This is a genomic window from Helicobacter ailurogastricus (assembly GCF_001282945.1).
GTDB lineage: Bacteria > Campylobacterota > Campylobacteria > Campylobacterales > Helicobacteraceae > Helicobacter > Helicobacter ailurogastricus.
Window position 1 is genome coordinate 112,162 of the sequence record NZ_CDMG01000009.1, and the last position, 22,178, is coordinate 134,339.

19 protein-coding genes and 1 tRNA gene are annotated in these 22,178 nt (G+C 48.6%); 11 read left to right on the plus strand and 9 right to left on the minus strand.

Translation table 11 applies throughout. From position 1 onward, the window contains the following. The first annotated feature begins 93 nt into the window (after positions 1-93). From HAL07_RS05845 to HAL07_RS05855, 3 genes are read left to right on the plus strand one after another with little or no spacing between them, the layout of a single operon-like run. Complete coding sequence (locus HAL07_RS05845; RefSeq protein WP_053945440.1) at positions 94-861, plus strand: fumarate reductase cytochrome b subunit; 768 nt, start codon at positions 94-96, stop codon at positions 859-861. Between the two features lie 9 nt (positions 862-870). Further along, positions 871-2,934: a fumarate reductase flavoprotein subunit gene (locus HAL07_RS05850; protein WP_053945441.1), complete on the plus strand. Its 2,064-nt coding sequence runs from the start codon at positions 871-873 to the stop codon at positions 2,932-2,934. Next, positions 2,935-3,663 carry a fumarate reductase iron-sulfur subunit gene (locus HAL07_RS05855; RefSeq protein WP_053945442.1) on the plus strand — a complete coding sequence of 243 codons (729 nt, stop codon included), beginning with the start codon at positions 2,935-2,937 and terminating at the stop codon, positions 3,661-3,663. Here HAL07_RS05855 and HAL07_RS05860 read toward each other — a convergent pair. Both HAL07_RS05860 and rpsO read right to left on the minus strand, forming a co-directional pair. Continuing rightward, a complete protein-coding gene (locus HAL07_RS05860) occupies positions 3,660-4,919 on the minus strand; it encodes an O-antigen ligase family protein (protein ID WP_082355897.1) in 1,260 nt (419 codons plus the stop codon). The genes HAL07_RS05855 and HAL07_RS05860 overlap by 4 nt on opposite strands. Positions 4,920-4,926: 7 nt before the next feature. Further along, positions 4,927-5,199, minus strand: a complete 273-nt coding sequence (gene rpsO / locus HAL07_RS05865) for a 30S ribosomal protein S15 (protein ID WP_053945443.1) — start codon at positions 5,197-5,199, stop codon at positions 4,927-4,929. A 105-nt stretch (positions 5,200-5,304) separates the two neighbouring features. Between rpsO and flhA the strand changes: the two genes are divergently transcribed. The 7 genes from flhA to HAL07_RS05900 are packed head-to-tail and all read left to right on the plus strand — an operon-like array spanning position 5,305 to position 14,749. Beyond that, positions 5,305-7,503, plus strand: coding sequence for a flagellar biosynthesis protein FlhA (gene flhA / locus HAL07_RS05870; RefSeq protein WP_053941227.1), 2,199 nt, complete (start codon positions 5,305-5,307; stop codon positions 7,501-7,503). A gap of 9 nt (positions 7,504-7,512) precedes the next feature. Further along, positions 7,513-8,598: a DHH family phosphoesterase gene (locus HAL07_RS05875; protein ID WP_053945444.1), complete on the plus strand. Its 1,086-nt coding sequence runs from the start codon at positions 7,513-7,515 to the stop codon at positions 8,596-8,598. Between the two features lie 33 nt (positions 8,599-8,631). Further along, positions 8,632-9,321: a hypothetical protein gene (locus HAL07_RS05880; protein WP_053941225.1), complete on the plus strand. Its 690-nt coding sequence runs from the start codon at positions 8,632-8,634 to the stop codon at positions 9,319-9,321. Positions 9,322-9,331: 10 nt separating this feature from the next. After that, a complete protein-coding gene (gene pheS / locus HAL07_RS05885) occupies positions 9,332-10,324 on the plus strand; it encodes a phenylalanine--tRNA ligase subunit alpha (RefSeq protein ID WP_053941224.1) in 993 nt (330 codons plus the stop codon). Continuing rightward, positions 10,324-12,612, plus strand: a complete 2,289-nt coding sequence (gene ytpR / locus HAL07_RS05890; protein WP_202903486.1) for a YtpR family tRNA-binding protein — start codon at positions 10,324-10,326, stop codon at positions 12,610-12,612. The genes pheS and ytpR overlap by 1 nt, the downstream gene beginning before the upstream one ends. Then, entirely contained in the window at positions 12,609-13,916 is a 1,308-nt protein-coding gene (gene aroA / locus HAL07_RS05895) for a 3-phosphoshikimate 1-carboxyvinyltransferase (protein ID WP_053945445.1), read from the plus strand. The genes ytpR and aroA overlap by 4 nt, the downstream gene beginning before the upstream one ends. Before the next feature lie 8 nt (positions 13,917-13,924). Beyond that, a complete protein-coding gene (locus HAL07_RS05900; RefSeq protein ID WP_053945446.1) occupies positions 13,925-14,749 on the plus strand; it encodes a 4-hydroxy-3-methylbut-2-enyl diphosphate reductase in 825 nt (274 codons plus the stop codon). A gap of 163 nt (positions 14,750-14,912) precedes the next feature. Here the strand turns inward: HAL07_RS05900 and HAL07_RS05905 are convergent. Then, positions 14,913-15,003, minus strand: a tRNA-Ser gene (locus tag HAL07_RS05905). 86 nt (positions 15,004-15,089) lie between these two features. Here HAL07_RS05905 and HAL07_RS05910 point away from each other — a divergent pair. Further along, positions 15,090-15,806, plus strand: coding sequence for a 5'-methylthioadenosine/adenosylhomocysteine nucleosidase (locus tag HAL07_RS05910; RefSeq protein WP_053945447.1), 717 nt, complete (start codon positions 15,090-15,092; stop codon positions 15,804-15,806). Positions 15,807-15,817: 11 nt separating this feature from the next. Here HAL07_RS05910 and HAL07_RS05915 read toward each other — a convergent pair whose 3' ends face one another. Genes HAL07_RS05915 through hslV form a run of 6 tightly spaced genes read right to left on the minus strand, consistent with a single transcriptional unit; the run spans position 15,818 to position 22,173 of the window. Next, positions 15,818-16,969 (minus strand): glycosyltransferase family 10 domain-containing protein, encoded by a 1,152-nt coding sequence (locus HAL07_RS05915; RefSeq protein WP_053945448.1) that lies wholly within the window; start codon positions 16,967-16,969, stop codon positions 15,818-15,820. Between the two features lie 9 nt (positions 16,970-16,978). Then, positions 16,979-18,355, minus strand: a complete 1,377-nt coding sequence (locus tag HAL07_RS05920; protein ID WP_053945449.1) for a 4Fe-4S binding protein — start codon at positions 18,353-18,355, stop codon at positions 16,979-16,981. Positions 18,356-18,359: 4 nt separating this feature from the next. Further along, positions 18,360-19,364, minus strand: coding sequence for a L,D-transpeptidase family protein (locus HAL07_RS05925; protein WP_202903487.1), 1,005 nt, complete (start codon positions 19,362-19,364; stop codon positions 18,360-18,362). Positions 19,365-19,400: 36 nt separating this feature from the next. Further along, a complete protein-coding gene (gene era / locus HAL07_RS05930) occupies positions 19,401-20,294 on the minus strand; it encodes a GTPase Era (RefSeq protein WP_053945450.1) in 894 nt (297 codons plus the stop codon). Next, the gene (gene hslU / locus HAL07_RS05935; RefSeq protein ID WP_053945451.1) at positions 20,291-21,631 is read right to left on the minus strand and encodes an ATP-dependent protease ATPase subunit HslU; all 1,341 of its coding nucleotides are present in this window, start codon (positions 21,629-21,631) and stop codon (positions 20,291-20,293) included. Before hslU ends, era begins: the two co-directional genes overlap by 4 nt. Further along, complete coding sequence (gene hslV / locus HAL07_RS05940) at positions 21,631-22,173, minus strand: ATP-dependent protease subunit HslV (protein ID WP_053945452.1); 543 nt, start codon at positions 22,171-22,173, stop codon at positions 21,631-21,633. The genes hslU and hslV overlap by 1 nt, the downstream gene beginning before the upstream one ends. Between the last annotated feature and the right edge of the window lie 5 nt (positions 22,174-22,178).

Genomic DNA, 22,178 nt, shown 5'->3' on the forward strand with positions numbered 1-22,178 from the left:
TTCCCATATCTTAGCAAAACATGGCAAAAATCGCTAAAAAGTTACCATAATTTTGCTATCATTTTTCGATCGGATTACATTTAGGAGTGTTGGATGCAACAAGAGGAGATCATCGAGGGTTATTATGGTGTGGGGACAGAGCATAGGAAAAGCGGGATTTACGCCAAGCTGGACTTTTTACAGAGCGCAACCGGGCTTGTTTTGGCTTTGTTTATGATCGCGCACATGTTTTTAGTCAGCAGTATTTTAATCAGCGATAGGGCGATGTATGCCGTCACAAAATTCTTTGAGGGCAGTTTGTTTATCAAGGCGGGTGAGCCGGCCATTGTGAGCGCGGTGGCGGCTGCGGTGATCATTATCCTAGTCGCCCACGCCTTTTTAGCCTTGCGTAAATTCCCCATCAATTACCGGCAGTATAAGATTTTCCAAACCCATAAATACTTGATGAAGCACGGCGACACCAGTCTATGGATGGTGCAAGTGGGTACAGGTTTTGCGATGTTTTTCTTAGCCAGTGTGCATTTGTTTGTGATGCTCACCGCCCCGCACAGCATAGGGCCACACGCCTCCTCTTACCGCTTTGTGAGCCAACATTTTTGGTTGCTCTATATTTTCTTACTGATCGCTGTGGAGTTGCACGGCTCGATTGGGCTTTACCGCCTAGCCATTAAGTGGGGTTGGTTTAAAGACATGGGCATTGAGCAACTACGCAAAATCAAATGGGGGATGAGTGTATTTTTTATCGTGTTGGGCTTGCTCACGTATGGAGCCTACATTAAAAAGGGCATCACACAAAAAAATGCAGGCATTATGACCATGCAACAAGCCGTGCAAGCAGACGAACAACTCCATAAAGACTAAAGGATAACGATGAAAGTGGTTTATTGTGACGCGTTGGTTGTGGGTGGGGGGCTGGCGGGGTTACGCGCCAGCATCGCCTGCCGGCAGATGGGCTTAGATGTGATTGTGCTCTCTTTAGTGCCTGTTAGGCGCAGCCACTCTGCCGCCGCACAAGGGGGGATGCAGGCCAGCCTTGGCAATGCCAAAATGAGCGAGGGCGATAACGAGGATCTGCACTTTTTAGACACGGTGAAGGGCAGCGACTGGGGTTGCGACCAGCAAGTCGCGCGCATGTTTGTCACAACTGCCCCTAAAGCGATCCGCGAGCTTGCCAGCTGGGGCGTGCCCTGGACGCGCATTAAAAAGGGCGATCGCCCTGCGGTGATCAATGGCGAGCATGTCACGATCACCGAGAGAGAGGACAGACATGGCTATATCCTCAGCCGCGACTTTGGAGGGACGAAAAAATGGCGCACCTGTTTTACAGCGGACGCGACCGGGCACACCATGCTTTATGCTGTGGCTAATGAAGCCTTGCACCACAAGGTCAAAATTGAGGATCGCAAAGAGGTGATTGCTTTGATCCACCATGGCGGTAAATGTTACGGCGCGGTGGTGCGGGATTTAATCACCGGCGAGATTGCCGGCTATGTGGCTAAGGGCACGCTTTTAGCCACCGGGGGCTATGGGCGGGTGTATAAGCACACCACCAACGCCGTGATTTGCGATGGAGTGGGGATTGCCACCGCTTTAGAAACGGGCGTGGCAAAACTAGGCAACATGGAAGCCGTGCAATTCCACCCCACTGCCTTAGTGCCTAGTGGGATTTTGATGACAGAAGGCTGTCGAGGCGATGGAGGGATTTTGCGCGATAAATTTGGGCGCAGATTCATGCCCGCTTATGAGCCTGAGAAAAAAGAATTGGCTAGCCGTGATGTAGTGAGTCGCCGCATTTTAGAGCACATTAAAAAGGGCTATGGGGCTAATTCGCCCTATGGCGACCATGTGTGGCTAGACATTGCGATCTTAGGGCGTGCGCATGTGGAGAAAAACCTACGCGATGTCCACGACATCGCCCATACCTTTGCTGGTGTCGATGCGGCGGATGATAGCGTAGAAACGGAAGAAAACATGAAAGGCATGCCCACGGACGAGCCTGATTTTGGGCCCGGCGCGCCCAAACAAAAAGGCTGGGTGCCTATTAAACCCATGCAGCACTACTCTATGGGGGGTCTGCGCACCGACTACAAGGGGCATAGCCACCTAAAAGGGCTCTTTTGTGCAGGCGAGGCGGCGTGTTGGGATTTGCACGGCTTTAACCGCTTGGGGGGCAACTCCGTGAGCGAGGCGGTCGTGGCGGGCATGATCATTGGGGATTACTTCGCCGAGTATTGCAAGGGCGCAGAGTTAGACATTAGCACCCACATTGTGGAGCAATTCATCCAAAAAAGCCAGGAACATATCCAAAATTTATTACACAATGATGGGCAAGAAAATGTCTATGAAATCCGCGAGCGCATGCGCGAGATCATGGACGAGAAAGTGGGCGTGTTTAGAGATGGCAAAACCCTAGAGGAGGCTTTAAGCGAGCTAGAGGAGCTTTACAAACGCTCTAAAAATATCCATGTGAAAAACAAAAAAATACACAACAACCCCGAGCTCGAGGACGCTTACCGCACCCAAAGGATGCTTAAAATTGCCCTGTGTGTGACCAAAGGCGCGCTCGATCGCACCGAAAGCCGCGGCGCACACATGCGCACCGACCACCCTAAGCGCGACGATGCCAACTGGTTAAACCGCACCCTTGCGTCATGGCCAGATCCTAACCAAACTCTACCCACCTTAGAGTACGAGCCTTTAGACATCATGAAAATGGAGCTAAGTCCAGACTTTAGGGGTTATGGCGCGAAAGGTAACTTTATCCCACACCCACTCAAAGAACAAAGGGATGCCCAAATCAAAGAGATCACAGAGCAGGTACAAGCCCAAGGGGGGGATCGCTATGCTTTGCAAGAAGCACTGATGCCCTTTGATTTACAACCCAAATACAAGGCGCGCAATGTCCGCCTAGATGATCAAAGACAAGGAGAATAAATGGGACGGCAAATCACCATCCGCGCCTTAAAATTTGACCCCCAAAGCGCGGTTTCTAAACCCCACTTTAAAGACTACCAACTAGAGGAAATCCCATCGATGACTCTATTCATCGCTTTGGGGATGATCCGCGAACAATTAGATCCGGATTTAAGTTTTGACTTTGTGTGTCGGGCAGGTATTTGTGGCAGCTGTGCCATGATGGTCAATGGGAGGCCCCGTTTGGCGTGCAAAACCTTAACCTCGAGTTTTAGCGAAAATGTCATCACGCTCATGCCCATGCCCTCCTTCCCCTTAATCAAGGATTTAAGCGTGAATACGGGCGAGTGGTTTGCCGGCATGAATGCACGGGTGGAAAGCTGGGCGCATCATAAAAAGGAAGTGGACATCACCAAGCCTGAAGAGCGCATCGACCCGGATGAGGCGCAAAATGTTTTTGAGCTCGATCGTTGCATTGAGTGCGGGTGCTGCATTGCAGCTTGTGGGACGAAATTGATGCGTGAAAACTTCATTGGGGCGGCGGGAATGAATCGCGCCATGCGCTTTTTGATCGACTCACACGATGAGCGCAGCGATGACGATTTTTACGAATTGGTGGGCGATGACGATGGGGTCTTTGGGTGCATGAGTCTGATTGGTTGCCACGACACCTGCCCTAAACAAATCCCTTTACAAGGCACTTTAGCCGACTTACGCAATAAAATGGTGAAGGTGGGTAAAGCCCGCTAGATCGGGTCTTTGCTCGTTGTGGTGGGCGGTTGTGTTGTGGGCAATCGCTCTGCGATTGCTCCCATAACCACCATCCCCACAAGAAAACTCCCCTCAATAAAAAAATCAAAAGGATCAAAGCCGATTCCCACACTCACATAAAAGACCAGCATGGAGAGCATGAACACCCCGATGATGTCCTTTCGTTTAGCAAAAAAGCGCCACAGCACGCATAAAAACCACGCCAACGCCGCTAGCCCCAAGACTCCCCTATGCGCTAGGGTGTTGAAAAACTCATTGTCGTATTTCTCGGCACAATTGATTTGATCGGCCTTCCTATAAGAGTGCGATAGGGCTAAGATCTCATCTAGCCGCCGACACTTGGTGCTAAGACTCATGCCAATGAGAGGTGAAAGTTTAGCGATGGCTAGGGCTTCTTGCCAGCGAGCAAGGCGCAGACCAATGCTCGAATCGGGGTTTTTTTGGGCAAAGAGTCGCAGGTCTTGACTAAAGCTCTCGTCTTTAGTCCTTGCCGCGTGTAAAAGGGCGTGCTGCTCTAGAGTTTGATTTAAGGCAAACAGCCCACCAAAGCACAGCGCCATAAGTCCCATGTAACGCCATTGTTTCGTGCGCCTTAAAAACACACACAGAGCTAAAAAGGTGATGGCAAAGGCGATGGACGCGCTTCTTGTGGCGCTAAAGAGCACCACTAAAAACCCTGTCAGCATCGCCACGCTAAAGAGCCATTTTTCTTGGCGTTTGTCTGTGTGTAAGGCGTAGATAAAACACCCAAAGAGCGCCATAGAAGTGAGCGTAACAAAGCCCACAACCGTGCTAAAGCCCACCACCCGTCCCACGCCCAAAAACACCCTTTGCACAAAAGCCAACCCGCCATTAAAGAAACAAGCAAAAGCCATGCTGTAAAACAAAAAACGGGCATTGAGGCGGAAGGGCACATTGTGTAGGCACAAAAGCGCAACCACACCCAGCACATACACCGAGGGCATGTTGAGCGAGCGCAAATTGTAGTGCCACGCGTCCAAATCCCCTCCCACAAATAAATTTGGCCACACCACTAAAAACATCGCAAACATGGAGGCAATGAGCCATTTAAAGGGGGATAAGTGCATGGGGGGTTTGTGGGCTTTGTAGTAAAGCAGTCCCCCTAAAGCCAAGATCACCATTAAAATTTGCGCGCTAGGCTTTTTAAAAGAGAGGACAAAAAAAAGGGCAAAAAAGAGGGTTAAAACCTTGTGGCGATCGATCGAGAGCCACATAGAGGGCTTAACGATTCTTGATGCCTAACGCTTCAATGAGCTCGACATAGCGGTCGTGCTGTGTGTTTTTTAGGTATTTGAGTAGGTTTTTGCGATGCCCCACCAATTTTAACAACCCTAGACGGCTGGAGTGATCTTTGGGGTTGTCTTTTAAATGGACGGTCAAGTCCGCAATCCTTTGGCTCAAAAGGGCGATTTGCACCTCACATGAACCCGTGTCGTTATCTTGTCTGGCGAAGCGCTTAACGATCTCTTGCTTCTTCTCCGTACTTAAAGCCATAAAGACCTCCTAATAGGAAATTTACATAAGCCCGCATTATAACCTAAAAAGTCAAATTTTACATGAAAGATTGTAAAATGCAAAGACTTTAACGCAAGGTAGTTAGTGGCGCGCAACAAGCAAAAGAGCATTTTAAAACGGACTTTTCCCTTTTTAAGACAACTCACCCAGTCTAAAGACTTGACCGTTGTCGCCTTTGTGATCGCGATTTTAGCGATCATCATTGTGCCCTTGCCCCCCTTTTTACTCGACTTCTTGCTCACCATCTCTATTGCCTTGTCGGTGCTTATCATCTTGATCGGGCTTTACATCACTAAGCCCACAGATTTTAGCGCTTTCCCCACCTTGCTTTTGATCGTAACGCTTTATCGCCTTGCACTCAATGTCGCCACGACTCGTATGATTTTAACGCAAGGCTACAAGGGTCCTAGTGCGGTCAGCGACATCATCAGTGCTTTCGGCGAATTTACGGTGAGCGGCAACTATGTGATCGGGACGATCATTTTTAGCATTTTGGTTTTGGTGAATTTATTGGTGGTTACCAATGGCTCGACTCGTGTGACTGAAGTGCGCGCGCGTTTTGCTTTGGATGCCATGCCCGGTAAGCAAATGGCGATCGATGCGGATTTAAACTCGGGGCTGATCGACAATGAAGAAGCCAAAAAAAGGCGCGCCGCCCTAAGCCAAGAGGCGGATTTTTACGGCGCGATGGACGGGGCGAGCAAATTTGTCAAAGGCGATGCGATCGCCTCCATCATCATCACTTTAATCAACATCATCGGGGGGTTTTTAGTCGGGGTGTTTCAAAGGGACATGACGATGGCCTACAGCGCCTCGACTTTCACGGTTTTAACGATCGGCGATGGGCTGGTGAGCCAAATCCCGGCTCTCATCATCGCCACCGCTACGGGCATTGTCGCCACCCGCACCACCCAGCACGAGGAAGAAAACTTCGCCAGCAAACTCATTACGCAACTCACCGACAAGAGCAAAACCTTAATCATTGTGGGTTTTATTCTCTTGCTCTTTGCCAGCGTGCCCGGGCTGCCCACCTTTTCGCTCGCTTTTGTGGGGAGTTTGTTTTTATTCATCGCATGGCTCATCTCAAGGGAGGGCAAGGACAATTTATTTTCTAAATTTGAGGCGTGGCTGAGTAAAAAAACGGGCATTGATTTAAGCCACAAACAAGCTACCCCAGCCGATCAAGCCCCCACCACCCGCCCCCAAAAAAGCGCAGAGGAGATCAAAAAAGAGGAAGAGCAGGCCATTAACGAGGTGCTAAAAATCGAGTTTTTAGAATTGGCCCTAGGCTACCAGCTCATCTCGCTAGCCGATGTCAAGCAGGGAGGCGATTTGTTAGAGCGCATTAGAGGCATTAGAAAAAAGATCGCGAGTGATTACGGCTTTTTAATGCCCCAAATCCGCATCCGCGACAATTTACAACTCCCCCCCACGCACTACGAGATCAAATTAAAGGGGATCACCATTGGCGATGGGAGCGTGATGCCCGAGCGCTTTTTGGCCATGAATACAGGCTTTGCGGGCAAGGAGATCGAGGGCATCCCCACCAAAGAACCTGCCTTTGGCATGGACGCGCTGTGGATCGAACCCAAAGACAAGGAGGAGGCGATCATCCAAGGTTATACGATCATTGACCCCTCCACCGTGATCGCCACGCACACTAGCGAGCTTGTCAAAAACTACGCCGAAGAGTTCATCACCAAAGACGAGGTGAAATCTCTCTTAGAGCGGCTAGGCAATGACTACCCGGCCATTGTGGAGGAGGCCAAGAAAATCCCCACGGGGGTGATTCGCTCTGTGTTGCAAGAGTTGTTGCACGAGAAAATCCCCATTAAGGACATGCTCACAATCCTAGAAACCATCACCGACATCGCGCCCAGCGTGCAAAACGACATCACCATTTTAACCGAGCAGGTGCGCGCAAGGCTTTCACGGGTCATCACCAATATTTTTAAATCTGAGGATGGGAGCTTAAAATTACTCACCCTAGGCACCGCCACCGAGCAGTTTTTATTAAACAAGCTCAAAGACCAAGCTTCGGGTAAATTTTTATTGTTAAACGCGACTGAAATGCAACAACTCATTGAGCATGTGTCCGCGGAGTCGATGAAAATTTTACAAAGAGGGATCGCGCCCGTGATTTTGATTGTCGATCCTGAGTTGCGCCGCCCCCTCTCTACGAAAATGGAGCAGTTTAAGATCGACATTGTGGTTTTAAGCCACGCCGAATTAGACACGAATGCCAAATACGAAGTGCTTGGCACGATCAACATCAATTTTTAAGGACAAAAAATGCAAGTTTTCCATTTATCCCACATTGATTTAGACGGCTATGGTTGCCAATTCATCAGCCGCCATTTTTTTAAGGACATCAAGTTTTACAACGCCAACTATGGGCGGGAGGTCTCTGCAAGGCTACACGAAATTTTAGACGACATCAGCAAAGCCTTAGAGCCCAAGCGCAAAATCTTGATCCTCGTTACAGATTTAAACCTAACCCTGAACGAGGCGCAGTTCTTGCAAGAGCAAAGCGATGCCCTGCGCTTGCAAGGACTCGAGGTGCAGGTGTCGCTCTTAGATCACCACGCCACTGGCCAAGACGCGGCTAAAATCTATCATTGGTACCACCTAGACACCGAGCGCAGCGCGTCTAAAATCACCTTTGAAACTTTGCAAAAGTTGCACCAACCCCTAGAGAGCCTAGAGAGCCTAGCCCCCATGGTGGAGATGATCAACTCCATTGACATTTGGCAAGAGGGGGGGTTTGGCTTTGAATTTGGTAAGGTGTGCATGCGCATGATCGCAAGCACCCATGAGCTCAACCGCTTCATGTTTGATGAAGAGCACCGCGCCTATAAATTCGCCCTTTTAAAGAAAGTACCCGACTATCTGCACCAAGAAAGGGGAGAGGTTGCCTTTGACAACGATTTATTTAGGCTTAAAAAAATCGCTTTGGGGGGTAACCCGGATTTAGAAACGATGGACAACATCGCCTCCAATGCGCAGGTTGCCCTGCTCTCTAAGAAAAAAGAGGAGTGCAGCATCGAGTGCGAGGGCAAGAGGGGGTTTTTAAGTTACAGCATGGGGGGCATTAGCGTTTTAGCTAATCTATTTTTAGAGCAAAACCCCGAATTTGACTTTTACATGGATGTGAGTCCCAAGGGGTCTGTGAGCTTGCGCTCCAATGGAAAATGCGATGTGAGCAGTTTAAGCAAGCAGTATTTTAACGGGGGCGGGCACAAAAATGCCAGCGGGGGCAAAATTGAGGGTTTTAAAGAAAGTTTTAGTTACTATGACATCAGAGAGCAGTTGGAGAAGGTGTTTCACAAGGAAAAGGGGGCTGATTACGGCTTCTTTGGGAACCGCTTTGGATTTTAAGCCAACCCCGAAGAAAAGTTAAAAGGAGAGTCCATGAAAACCAAATCTATATCCTGTATCCTCGCTCTAAGTTTGCTCACAGGTTGTGTAACCTACCAAGTCAAACCTGAAAAGGTTACCAGCTACAACAACGGCATCCAAGTCCTCACCTCTGCTAAACCAAACTCTAAGGTCCAAATTGAAGTCGCCCAAAGAAAATTAAAAGGTTTAGACAACCCGCCCCTTGTGATCTATGTGGGTGCGCAGATTTTGAGTGGTGGCCCCTTGAATTTTGACACCTCCAACATATCCGCGAGCGAGGGGGGCAATGTCTTGTCTGTGTTGAGCTTCCAAGCGATGATGAAGTCCAGCTACGATTTTGAACCGGTGTTGCAGAAATTCAACATCGCCACCCCCAACAGCAACATTGTAGAAGATGGCATCGGCCCCTCGATGTTTTACTACGGGCAGGGCAGCTTTTTGGCCTATGACATGATGTTTGGCATGCCCTTCATGATGATGGACGATGTGCAAACCCAAGAGATCATGCAAGAGGAGAGACAGGCGTTTAAGATCATGGCCATCAACTATCTTAAACGCTCCACCCTAAAACCCAATGGCAAGGCCAAGGGAGGTTTTGTGGTGATCGATCCCAAACCCATTAAGCCGGGCACCCTCGTGGTGAAGGTGAATTTACACAACGAAATCCACACCTTTAAAATCGATATACAAAGCACACAATAGAAAGGCAGGCATGCAGGCACTACAGACGATCTTAGAAAAATTAGAGGGCGTGCAAGACTTGCACGCCCTAGAGGAAGTGCGCTTACTTGTGCTGGGCAAAAAGGGCCTGCTCACCCAAGAGTTTGCGGCACTTAAACATCTAGAGGGGCAGGCAAAAGCCCAAAAAGCCCAAGACCTCAACAACTTTAAGGAAAAATTCAGCACCCTGCACGCCCAAAAAAAGCAAACCTTGCAGGCTTTAAAGTTGCAAGAGCGTTTGCAATCTGAAAAGCTGGATATGAGCCTAGCCAACACCCACTTCAGCGGGAGTTTGGGCCATCCGCTAAACTATACCAAGGAGCGCATCATCGCCCACTTCACCCAACGGGGTTTTAAGTTGCACTTGGGCGCGCTTGTGGAGGATGATTTTCATAATTTTAGCGCGCTCAACATCCCCCCCCACCACCCGGCAAGGGCGATGCAAGACACTTTTTATTTTAAAGACCATAAGCTCTTGCGCACCCACACATCCCCCACCCAAATCCACGCCATGCAAGAGCAAAAACCCCCAATCAAAATGATCGCCGTGGGCCACACCTTTAGGCGCGATCACGACACCACCCACACGCCCATGTTTTCCCAAGTTGAGGGGCTGGTGGTGGATCAAAGCGTGCATTTTGGGCATCTTAAGCAGGTCTTAGAGGAGTTTTTACACGCCTTTTTTGGGAGCGTTAAGGTGCGCTGGCGCTCAAGCTTCTTTCCCTTCACCGAGCCTAGCGCAGAGGTGGATATTAGTTGCGCTTTTTGCGATCAAAAGGGGTGCAAAGTGTGTAAAAATACGGGTTGGCTCGAGGTTTTGGGCTCAGGGCTGGTGCATCCAGCGGTGTTTAAAAATGTCGGGCTAGAGGGTGTGCAAGGCTACGCTTTTGGCATGGGCATTGAGCGGCTTGCCATGCTCTCTTGTGAAATCAACGACCTGCGCAGTTTCTTTGAAACCGATTTACGCATGCTGGAGGCGTTTTAATGCTGCTACACACCGCCCATTTAGCACAATTTTTAGACATCTCTTGTTTATCTGTCCCAACCCTTTGTGCGGACTTAAGCCGTGTGGGCTTAGAAGTGGAGGGTGTGCATGCCTTTAATTTGCCAGCAGAGGTCGTGGTCGCTCAGGTTGTTTCTAAGAGCAAACACCCCAACGCCGAAAAATTAAGCCTCTGTGAGGTGGATAGTGGCAATGGGGTTTTACAAATTGTCTGCGGGGCAAAAAATGTAGAAGCGGGGCAGTTTGTGGCTTTAGCTTTAAAGGGGGCGTATTTGCCCGCTTGCAACTTACACATCAAACCCAGCACCCTAAGAGGCGTTGAGAGTTTTGGCATGCTCTGCTCTGCGCTTGAGCTGGGCTTGCCTAAACTCGAAGAGGGGATTTTGGTGCTAGATAGCAGCATCAACGCTTATAAACCCTTAAAGCTTGGCACACCTTTAAAAGAGTTAGTCTTTTTTGCCGGCACACTCTTAGACATCGGTTTAACCCCCAATCGGGGAGATTGTGCGAGTGTGTTGGGCATGGCTAGAGAAGTGGCCGCGCTTTATGGGTTAAAACTAACAACCCCAAGCGTGCAAGCTCCCGTCAAAGCCCCCACTTTAAACCTAGACAAAAGCGTAAAGCATCTAGCCCTAGCTTATGCCCGCTTAAACGCTCCCTCTCTAAGCTTGCCCCTAGAAGTGCGCCTAAGTCTAGCCTTGCAACACGCCTTAAGCAAAGACCCCCTAGACAACCTCTTGGCCTATGTAACCCACCTTAGCGGGGTCATCTTGCACGCTTACCCCACACCCCTAGAGCTTAAAGAGGACGATCTGGGCTTTGTGCGCGCCTATTCTCAAGGCATAGAACTTAGCAACATCGCCCTAGACCCCCCTAAAAATGCGGGCTTAAATGCCTTGATTGAGGCAAGCTTTTTAGACCCCACCTACACTGCCACCCGCTTAAACGCCCACTCCCCCAAACACGCCGCAGGTTTGACCCAGCGCACCACAAGAGGGAGCGAACCGCAGGTCTTGCTGGGTTTAGCCCTGTTGCAAGAAGTGCTAAAAACCCTAAACGCCCCCGCCTTGGAGCTTGAGAGCTTTTATAGCCAACTTGAGACCCAGAGCCTAGATTTTCATTTAACCGACATCACCAGCCTTTTAGGGCTTGAGTTATCTGTAAATAGAGTTAAAGACATCTTGGAGAGCTTGGGCTTTGAAGTAGAAGTTAAAAGGGATCGTTTTAGCGTGCAAGTACCCTTGTTTAGGCACGACATCGCCCAAATTGCCGACATTGCCGAAGAAATCTTGCGCTTCGTGGGGATAGAACACATCCCCCCTGTCTTGCTTGATTTAAACGAACAAACCAGCCACAACCCCCACTACACCCGCCACAGCTTTGAAAGAACCCTAGCTGCTAAAGCCCTAGCTTTGCAGTTTAAAGAAGTGGTGCATTATCTCTTTGCCAAAAAGGAGCATTTAGAACAGCTGGGCTACCCCACCTTGCAAGAAAATCTGGATTTGCAAAACCCCATTAGCAGCGATTTAAACACTTTGCGCACTTCTTTAATCCCCGGCTTGTTACAGGCCACTGCACACAATAAAAATTTAGGTTTTAAGAGCGTGGCGTTGTTTGAGCTAGGCAGTGTCTATAGCGCCAATAGGGAGGAAACCCAGCAACTCGCTTTCATCGCCAGCGGGCTAAAGAGTTTGCCCCACTACCCCCACCCTAAGGGCACAGAGTGGGATTTTTACGCCTTTGCCAATGCCTTGAGCCAAATTCTAGGCAACTTTAGCGTGCAATCCATCAGCCCACAAGAGCAAAAAGAACACCCCTATTTAAGCACCGCTTACCACCCCTATCAAAGCGCGTGGGTGCTTATGGGCGGGCAAAAGGTGGGGGTCATCGGGGCGATCAACCCTGTTTTAGTGCAAGAGTGGGATTTATTGGAGGGCTTTATGGCTGAAATTCAAGGCAACGCCTTAAAACCTAAACCCTACATTGCCCAAGAATTTTCAAAATTGCCGACCAGCTTTAGAGATTTGACCCTCATCTTAGACAAGAATTGCCCCTTTAGTGCCTTACAAGAGGCCTTGTTAGAGGCTAAAATCCCCGATTTAAAAGAGGTCCTAGCCCTAGATCTTTACCCTGAAAATGCCAACCAAGTCGCTTTAAGTGTGCGCTTAAAGATCCAATCGGCCAGTGCCCTAACGGATGCGCAGTTACAAGAGGTGGTGCAAAGGGCTTTAAGTGTGTTGGAAAGCCGCTTTAACGCACAACTCAAATGAATCTACACATCAGCCCTGCCAAGCCCTTTAATTTAGAATTAGAGGGGCTGCCTGCCGACAAGTCCTTAAGCCATCGTGCGCTCATTTTTGCGCTTTTGTGTGAAAAACCTTGTTTTGTGGAAAACTTATTAAAAGGGGCAGATTGCTTAAGTACGCTCAACATCGTTAAAACGCTCGGATTAAAAGTGCAAAAACACGGCGCGAACGGCCTAAAGCTCACCCCCCCTAAAAAATTTTTGCATTTTAATGAGCCCGCCAAGCCCCTAAATTGCAACAATTCAGGCACGAGCATGCGCCTTTTAAGTGGGCTTTTAAGCAGCAGCCAGTCCCAGCAAAACCACTATATTTTAATCGGGGACAAGTCTTTAAGCCAAAGACCGATGGGACGGGTGATCAAACCCTTGGCGCAAATGGGCGCGCAAATCCGCGCAAGGACGCAAAATTTAGCCCCTTTAAGTGTGCTAAGTGCCCCACTAAAGGGGCTCAATTACGCTAGCCCCATCGCATCAGCTCAGGTAAAAAGCGCGTTGCTTTTAGCCTCTTTGCAAGCCAAAGACCCCCTGCACTTTAGCGAGCCGCATTTAAGTCGCGATCACAGCGAAAGGGCGTTGTTGGCACTGGGTGCGCCCATTAAACTCACGCTGCCCAGCTTAACCCTAGAGCCCTTGCAAAAGCCCTTAGAGTCTTTTTCTTGGAGCATCCCTGCCGACCCATCCAGCGCCTTTTATTTTGCCCTAGCGGTGGTGTTAGTGCCCAATAGTTCCATTCTTTTAAAGGGCGTGTTGCTCAACCCTAGCCGCATAGAAGCCTTTAAAGTCTTGGAGCAAATGGGGGCAATTGTGTGCTATCAGCAAAGAGGACAGATGGGGGCTGAACCCATTGGAGACATTTACATCCAGCACAGCCCCCTAAAGGCGGTCAGCATTTCTACAAACATCGCAAGCTTGATCGATGAATTGCCCGCCTTAGCGGTGGCGATGAGCGTAGCCAAGGGGGTTAGTGTGGTGGCTAATGCTGAGGAATTGCGCTTTAAAGAGAGCGATCGCATCGCCACGACTTTAAGCAATCTAGCCAAAATGGGCATCAAATGCAAGCCACAGCCCGATGGCTTTAGCATCACAGGAGGTGGCTTCAAACGCCCCAAAGAGCCTTTAGAGAGTTTTAAAGATCACCGCATTGCCTTAAGTTTTGCAATGGCGTTACTTTCTTGTGGGGGGGATTTAAAGGGGTTGGAGTGCGTGGCGATCTCTTTTCCTCATTTTTTAGACCTATTAGAGTGCATCACGCACTTTAAAGAGATTTAAGGATTGTTATGCAAGTGAAAATGGCAAAGAATTATGGCTTTTGTTTTGGCGTGAAGCGGGCGATTGAGATCGCCCAAAAGAATAAAAATAGTTTGACGCTAGGCTCACTCATCCACAACCCTAAAGAGATCAAACGCCTAGCGCAAGATTACAATGTGCGGGTGCAAGAGGAGGTGGAGCGCATCGAACCACATAAAAGCGTGATCATCCGCACACACGGCATCCCCAAACATGATTTAGCTTTGCTCAAAGAGAAGAGAGCGCACATCATTGACGCGACTTGCCCATATGTGATCAAACCCCAGCAAATCGTTGAGAAAATGAGCGCAAAGGGGTATCAAATCGTCATCTTTGGGGACGCAAACCACCCTGAAGTCAAGGGCGTGATCAGCTACTCGAGCACCCCCCCTTTAATTGTAAATTCTTTAGAAGAGTTGCAAAATCAAAATCTATCTAAAAGGGTTGCCCTAGTGTCACAAACCACTAAACAAACCCCTAGACTCTTAGAGATTGCCAGCTTTCTCATCGCCCGCTGTGCTGAGGTACGTATTTTTAACACGATTTGCAACGCTACCTTTGACAACCAAGAGGCGGTGAGGGAATTGAGCCAAGAAGTGGATATTATGGTGATTGTGGGGGGCAAGACCTCATCAAACACCAAGCAACTTTTCAACATCGCTAAGGAGTTTTGCACCGATAGCTATTTAGTAGAGGATTTTAACGACCTCGAAGTGTCTTGGTTTAAGGGCAAAGCACTCTGTGGCATCAGCGCGGGAGCATCTACTCCCGGCTGGATCATTGAGGGGGTTAGGCAGAAAATTTTAGAGTTGTAGAGGGGTGCGTGGATAGCGTTGTTTTTAGACATTTGCGATTCTAACGGGGGCTTTTCAAGAGAGTCTAGACGCGTTATCCAAGCAACGAGAGTCTCAAGTTTTTAAATGCAGATTTTTGCGCTAGGAGCACAGGGAAGAATACGAATTTAAGGGAGACGGTGGGTGGCGGACAGGGAGGGATTCGAACCCTCGGTAACCTTACGGCTACGCATCCTTAGCAGGGATGTGGTTTCAGCCAACTCACCCACCTGTCCATAAACACAAAGTGCGATTCTAACCAAAAACAACTAAGGCCTAGCTTAATATGCTAAAATAAACAAATTCTAAACAAAGGATCGACATGCCACTCCTTAAAACAATCGGAGTCATGGGCGCGATGCCTGAGGAGATCGCCCCGCTTTTGGCTAAGTTTTCCCATCACACGAGCGAGAATATGGGCAACAACACCTACTACCGCTTAAAATTGCAAGATTTACACATCATTCTAGCTTACAGCAAAATAGGCAAGGTGCATGCCGCCACCACTGCCGCCACGCTGATTTTGCACCACAAGGTCCAAGCCTTGATTTTTAGCGGTGTGGCAGGCGGACTGGCCCCTGATTTGGCGATAAGCGATCTGCTCTTAGCCACCAAGCTTTGCCAAGCTGACATCGATTTAACCCCCTTTAACCACCCGCTAGGCTTCATCCCTGAAAGCAGCGTGTTTGTCGAGAGCGACCTAGAGTTAAACGCCCTAGCCAAAAGCGTGGCGCAAAATTTAAACCTCCCGCTCAAAGAGGGCATCATCGCCACTTGCGACCAGTTTGTGAGCGACCCTGCGCGCAAGCAATCTTTTGTGCAAAACTTTGGGGCAAGTGTCGTGGAAATGGAGGGGGCGAGTTTGGGCTTTGTGTGTAGAGATTTTAATGTCCCTTTTTGCGTGTTAAGGAGTGTGAGCGACACGGCAGATGGCGGCGCGCCTAAGGACTTTGACGCATTCTTGCACCAAAGCGCGCAGGTGAGCGCGGATTTTGTCTATGTGATGTTAGAAAAATTAGCCACAAGTAAAAGTCTTTAATGTTGTGAAACTTAGGCATTTGTGCGGGGGCGTTTAAACACCCGCTTAGTTTTGTCTAAGAGCTTTTTAAAAGCCATGGCTAGGTGTTGCCGCCCAGAGCATGCATAGACCTCCCCTTGTAGGTTGTAGATGGGGTTTGCCAAGTTGTTTTGTTCGTGATAAAGGTGCGGACACTCTATGGCGTTTTGTAAAAAGTTTAAGATTTTAGAAAAGCTCAAATCTTGATAAAATCTAGGCTTGCCCTCATAAGTGTTTAATGGGTGGGCATGCAGCATGTCTAAATAGGCGTTGTCGTGGGTGTCTAAATAGCGGATAAAGTCTAGGGCTTCTTTAAAGTCTTTAAAATCATGGACATTGACAAAACTCTTCGGGTTGAAATCTTTAGCCACTTCAGGATTGCCCCAGTAAATGGGGATGGTGTGGGCAAAGTAAGCGTCTATGATTTTTTCTGTGGTGTAACCTAAGCCTATTGAGTTTTCAAAGCACAGATTAAATTTATACCCGCTGATGAACTCGTGTTTGTTTTGCACCAAGTGCCCGATCGTGTTAAACACCCCCCCCCCCGCAACCGGTTTGTAGGTGTTTAATTCTTGATAAAAAGCATTGCGGATAGGTGCATTAGGATTAGAGGCCACAAAACTCGCAAATCCTCGTTTGAGTGGGTCGCTTTGTTCTCGTGCGAGGCTATCTATTTGGGGATGGACTTTTTGAAAGTCTGCCTTAGTGGGGTTTGTGGTTTCTAAATGAAAAGGGGTGTTTGTGTGTTTTAAAAGATTTGCATGCATCTGCCATAAGTTGAGATAATACAAAGGCACGCGTAAATAGCGATCGTTAAATTCAATCTCATCAAATCCCATGCCAAAGTCATAAACATTAAAATCGATGCGCTCGTTTTCGCCCATAAACGCAAGCCTCTTTGCTTGGATTCCAAGCGCTTGGGCTAAACCCTCTAAATAGCGGTGGTGCGCGCCTAAAAAGCAAGTGTAATTTTTGGAGTCTAATGTTAAGTCGTATTGGTGGCTTAAAATGTCGTAGAAAAACCACCCCTTAAAATCCTCTTCACTGCCGTACCATTGAATCCGTAAAGCTAGGGGTTTTTTAGTGGGTGGAGGTGGTGGCAAGTGGCTAGACTCGTTGAACGATTCTAACAATGGGGCAAACATCAATGGCCTTTAGCGCAAAATGGCGGATATATCTATAATGTCCTCAAGCATGACCTTCACCTTGCAATCGGCACACACATACAAGCTCGCGATCCGGCGTTTGTCGCCTTGAAAACGAGATTCCATGAACTTAGCAATCTTTAACACGCTCTTAGTCGTCCCCATTGCCTTGCCACACATACGACAGGAAAATAAAGTGTCCTCAGCCATGAGCCGGGGGGTAAAGTAGCTGGGATTTAGGGCGATCCCGTCCCTTTCTAACTCTAGGCACTTTTCAGGGCAGGTGGGTACGCAATAGCCGCAAGTGGTGCATAAAGACGGGTTAAAGAGCAGGCGGTAATTGTTGCCATCAATGCTTAGGGCGTTGGTGTTGCACGCTCCCACACACGCCAAACACAGGGTGCAACTCTCAAAAATCTTAATGTGCCCGTAGCGGATAAAATCCCCACAAGCCACTTGCCCGAAGTCGCCCTCTCCCACAATATGTGCCAGCCGTTTGGCAAAGAGATCGCGCTTGGTGTGTGTGGGCGTGGTGGGGGGGCTAAAGTGGGTGTACTCTAAGATTTGCGCTTGCTCTAGGCAGGTTTTGAGCTCGTCTAAATCAAAGGCGCACAAAACTGCTTTTTGCCGATAGATTTTTTCATAAATGCCATTAAGTAGCGCGATGCTTTCAAGTGTGCCGACACCTAGCTCTTTGGCATAGAGCACCACCTGCGCCCCGCTCTCTTGCAAGAGTGTGAGTAAATAGGTTTGCTCTAAGATGTTGGCATTGAGGCTTAAGGGCAACACCTCTTTTTTAAGCGGGGTGGTGGGCAGGTCTGTGTTCTTGTCTAACACTAAAGGGATATAACCCTTGTAAAGTTTGGCGATGGCTTGCATGCACTCTAGGCTCAAAGCGTTGTAGTGCAAACTCCCACTCGGGCACACGGCAATGCACTTGCCACAATCGATGCAATCTTGTTGCTTGATCTCTAAATGGCGGTTGTCTAGGCACTCCAACCCCTTAGATTTAGCAATTTCTGGGTCTAGTTTAATGATGGCAAGCGTGGGGCAAACCTCGCTGCATTTGCCACAACACTCCACGCGTCTTTGGTGGTACTGACAAATTTGGGAGTTGTAGTTAAAAATTTCTGTCGTGGTGGGGGCGAAGTCAAATTGCAGTCCATGCACTTCATAAAGCAAGGATAGACTACTGGCTAATTCCAAAGGGCTTTGTGCGCTGTTTTCAATGAGAAAATTGATCTCAACAGCGACCCTCCTTGCCCCATCTAAGGGCACATTGCTTGCCACGCAATCAACTGGCGCGGGAGCGTCTTGTACCACGATGTGATCGTGGGGGGCGATTAAAGGGTGCTTGGGGTCTTTGACATAGACAAATTCCAGCAAGGGGCTATTTTTCCACCACGATTTGCATTTTTTGGTCTTTTAAACGGACATAGAGTTCTTTAGGCCCGTGTGAGCTGTAAGTGAGCTTTTTATGCTTATAGGCCTCGTAGTCTTGGTTAAAGGCAATGCGGAAAAGCTTCGTCCCATCGCTCGTGGGGTAGGGGGTAACATTCACGCTTGAAATGCGGATGATTTTATCCTCGTTTTTGGCAAAGATTTTAGTTTTAAACTTTTCATAGTTCTTAATGCCCATGCCATTAGCGTGTTTGAAGTCGGGGGCGTAGAAGTCCAAATAAGACACTAAATTATTTTTCGCCCACGCTGCACGCCAAGCGTAGAGGTTGCTTAAAAGTGTAGCCAGCTCCTCTTTGCTCGCTTGGGGCAAATTGCCCTCATAGACGATTAAAAGCGATTTCTTGCCCTTAACGATTTTGTCATAATTTCGCAAAGCGTTGTTGTCAATAGCGATACAGCCGAGCGTGTTGTTGCCCCGCTTGCCATCTAGGGGCATGCCATGAATCCAAATCCCATGCCCCGTGCGTTTTAAGACCACATCTAGGGGATTGGGGTAGTTGGTGACAAGGGCTAGGGGGCCATAAAAAGCGCTAGGGGGGGTGATTTTCTTAATAATTTGATAAACCCCTATGGGTGTGGCCTTATCGCCCTCTGTGAGTTTCACCCCGATTTTAGAACCCACTAAGGCTTTCGTAGTATCTATTTTTGTGATTTTCTCCCCGCCCATTTGGTAAAGAGCCAACTTGGGATCGGCCTTGTTGATTAAAAAGAGATAGTCTAAATTCTCATAATAGCCATAGGCCGTGTCCTTAGTTTCGAGCAAATCCTCCCAAAACGCCCTTTGGCTCAAGTAAGATTGTAAAAGTCTTTCAATAGACTCGATGCCCTTTTCGTGATAGGCTTTGACAAAGCCCATTAAAGTGTCTGCCTGCGCCCCCACCACAAGAGTCATAGAAAAAAAAATAGAGTGCAAAAACGCTTTTGGTTTAAACATTGTAACCCCTAATGAGAAAATGACAAAGAGAAAGCCCTATTCTACCACATAGCCCATTTTTTTCAGCTGATTTTGTGTAGAAGTCCAGTTTTTCTGCACCACCACTTCTAGGCGCAAGAAGACCTTTTTTTGGATAAAGTCCTCGATTTTATGGCGCGCCTCCTGCCCGATTTTTTTCACCACCGCCCCGCCCTTGCCGATCACCATTTTTTGCTGACTCTCTTTGGCCACGATGATTTGCGCTTGGATTTTCTCTAGTTGCGCTTGCTCTTGCACGCTCTTAACCAAAACCGCACTCTCATAGGGGATTTCATCGCTTAGGAATTGAAAAATTTGCTCCCTGATGATCTCGGCATAAATCTCGCGCATTTGGATGTCGCCTAGCATGTCCGGGTCGTAGTAAAAGGGCGCATTTGGCAGAAGTTTGGCCACTTCATCAAGCAAGGCGTTTAAATTGCGCCCCTTTTGTGCGCTGATGGGGATCAACGCCTTAAAGTGCTGGCTATAGGGCGTATAGTCTTTGAGCTTGGCTAAGATTTGGGCGTTAGTGGCAGTGTCGGTTTTATTCAGCGCTAATAAATGCGGCTTGTGCCCGCTCCACTTTAAAAATTCTTCATAGGCTTTAAGGCTATCTTGCACGCTGGCGACAAACACCGCCAAATCGCAACTTTCAAAGGCGCTATGGCTCTGCGCCACCATTGCCCTATTTAAAAGTTTCTCTTGGGTGCATAGCCCGGGGGTGTCTAAAAACACCATTTGGCACTCTGTACTTTCTTTGTCTGTGTAGGGGATGATGGCTTTTAAGATTTTACGCGTGGCATTGGCCTTGTGCGAAGTTAAGGCTAAATGGGCCCCTAATAAGGCGTTGATCAAGGTGCTTTTGCCCGCATTAGGCCGGCCAATGAGTGCGATAAACCCGGCTTTAGTCATAGGATAAAGCGGGCTAAATCCACATCCTCCACAAGGTCTTTGAGCTTTTCGCTCACTTGTTCTTTAGACACCACGACCTGTTGCCCGCTGTAACTCGCGGCGTTAAAGCTGATGTCCTCTAGGACCTTTTCTAGCGTGGTGTGTAGCCGGCGTGCCCCGATGTCCTCTGTCTTTTGATTTGCCAAATACGAAAGGCGGGCTAACTCTCTTAAAGCCTCGGGCTCAAAAACCAAATCCACACCCTCCACTTGCAACAAGGCTTGGTATTGCTTGATGATCGAGCTTTTGGTGCGGGTTAAAATCTCATGCATGATCTCCTCGCTCAAACTCTCAAGCTCCACCCTTAAGGGGAAGCGCCCCTGCAACTCGGGGATCAAGTCGCTAGGCTTGCTTAAATGGAATGCCCCGGCAGCGATGAATAAAATATGATCCGTGCTGATCGCCCCGTATTTCGTCTGTATGGTGCTGCCCTCCACAATAGGGAGTAAATCCCTTTGCACGCCCTCTTTGCTTGGGTCTTGCCGCCCGCCCTCTTTGGTGCCAACAGCGATTTTATCGATCTCATCAATGAAAATCACCCCACACTGGCGCGCGCGCTCTAGCCCCTCTCTTTGCACTTTCTCCATGTCTAAAATGGCTTGAGACACATCGTGGCGCAAGGCTTCTTTGGCCTCTTTGATCGTCATCTCTTTAGTAACTTTCTCGGTGCCCCTGCTTAAAATTTTTGTCAAACTCTCTTGAACTTTAATGATCTCAGGCGGGACATTAAAATCCCCCTCGAGATTACGCTTGTCTAGCTCGATCTCAATCTTTTGGTTGTCTAGGGCGGTGCCGCGCACCTTTTCTTTGGTTTTTTCAAAGTTTAGGGCGTACTCCTCCTTTTTGGTGTCGCTCACACTGCTAGGCAGGGGGGGCAAGAGTTTTTTAGCAATGCGCTCGATCACCAAATCCTCGATCTTGCTTTGATTTTTCTGTTTTTCCTCAGTTTCGACCAAATGCACGCTCGCGGCGACCAAATCGCGCACCATCGACTCCACATCCCGCCCTACAAAGCCCACTTCGGTGTATTTGCTCGCCTCCACCTTGACAAAGGGTAGTCCCATCATCTTAGCCATGCGCCTAGCGATCTCGGTTTTACCTACACCCGTAGAGCCGATCATCAAAATATTTTTAGGCGTTACTTCCTCTTGCAATTCTTTAGAGAGTTGCAAACGCCGCCAACGGTTGCGCAAAGCAATGGCGATCATCTTTTTAGCGTCTTGTTGCTCAATAATGTAGCCATCCAAATACTCCACAATCTCTTGTGGGGTTAAGTTTAAGTTCTGTGGGTCTTGCATCAAAGCTCCAAGATTTTAATATTTTGGTTTGTGTAAATGCAAAGATTACCCGCGATTTTTAGCGACTCTTCGACCAAGGTTCTAGGGGGCAGGGTAGCAAATTTGTCTAAAGCCCGTGCAGCACTCAAGGCGTAGTTGCCCCCACTGCCAATAGCGGCGATCTTGCCATCTTCTGGCTCGACCACATCGCCCGTCCCACTCAAAATAAAAATGGATTGCTTGTTGAGCACGATCATCATCGCCTCTAGTCGGCGCAAAAACTTGTCCTTGCGCCACTCTTTGCTAAAATCCACAACACTTTTAAACAAATCCCCCTTTTTGCCCTCCAAAATGCGCTCAAACATGTCGAACAAACTAAAGGCATCGGCGGTGCTGCCGGCAAATCCGCTTAAAATTTGCCCGTGGTGCAAGGTGCGAATCTTCGTGGCATTGCCCTTAAGCACGCAATTATTGAAACTCACCTGCCCGTCTCCGCCGATGATGGCGTAGTCCTTGCCTTCAAAATGCGTTTTGTAGCCTAAAATCGTGGTGGCGTGAAACATCTATG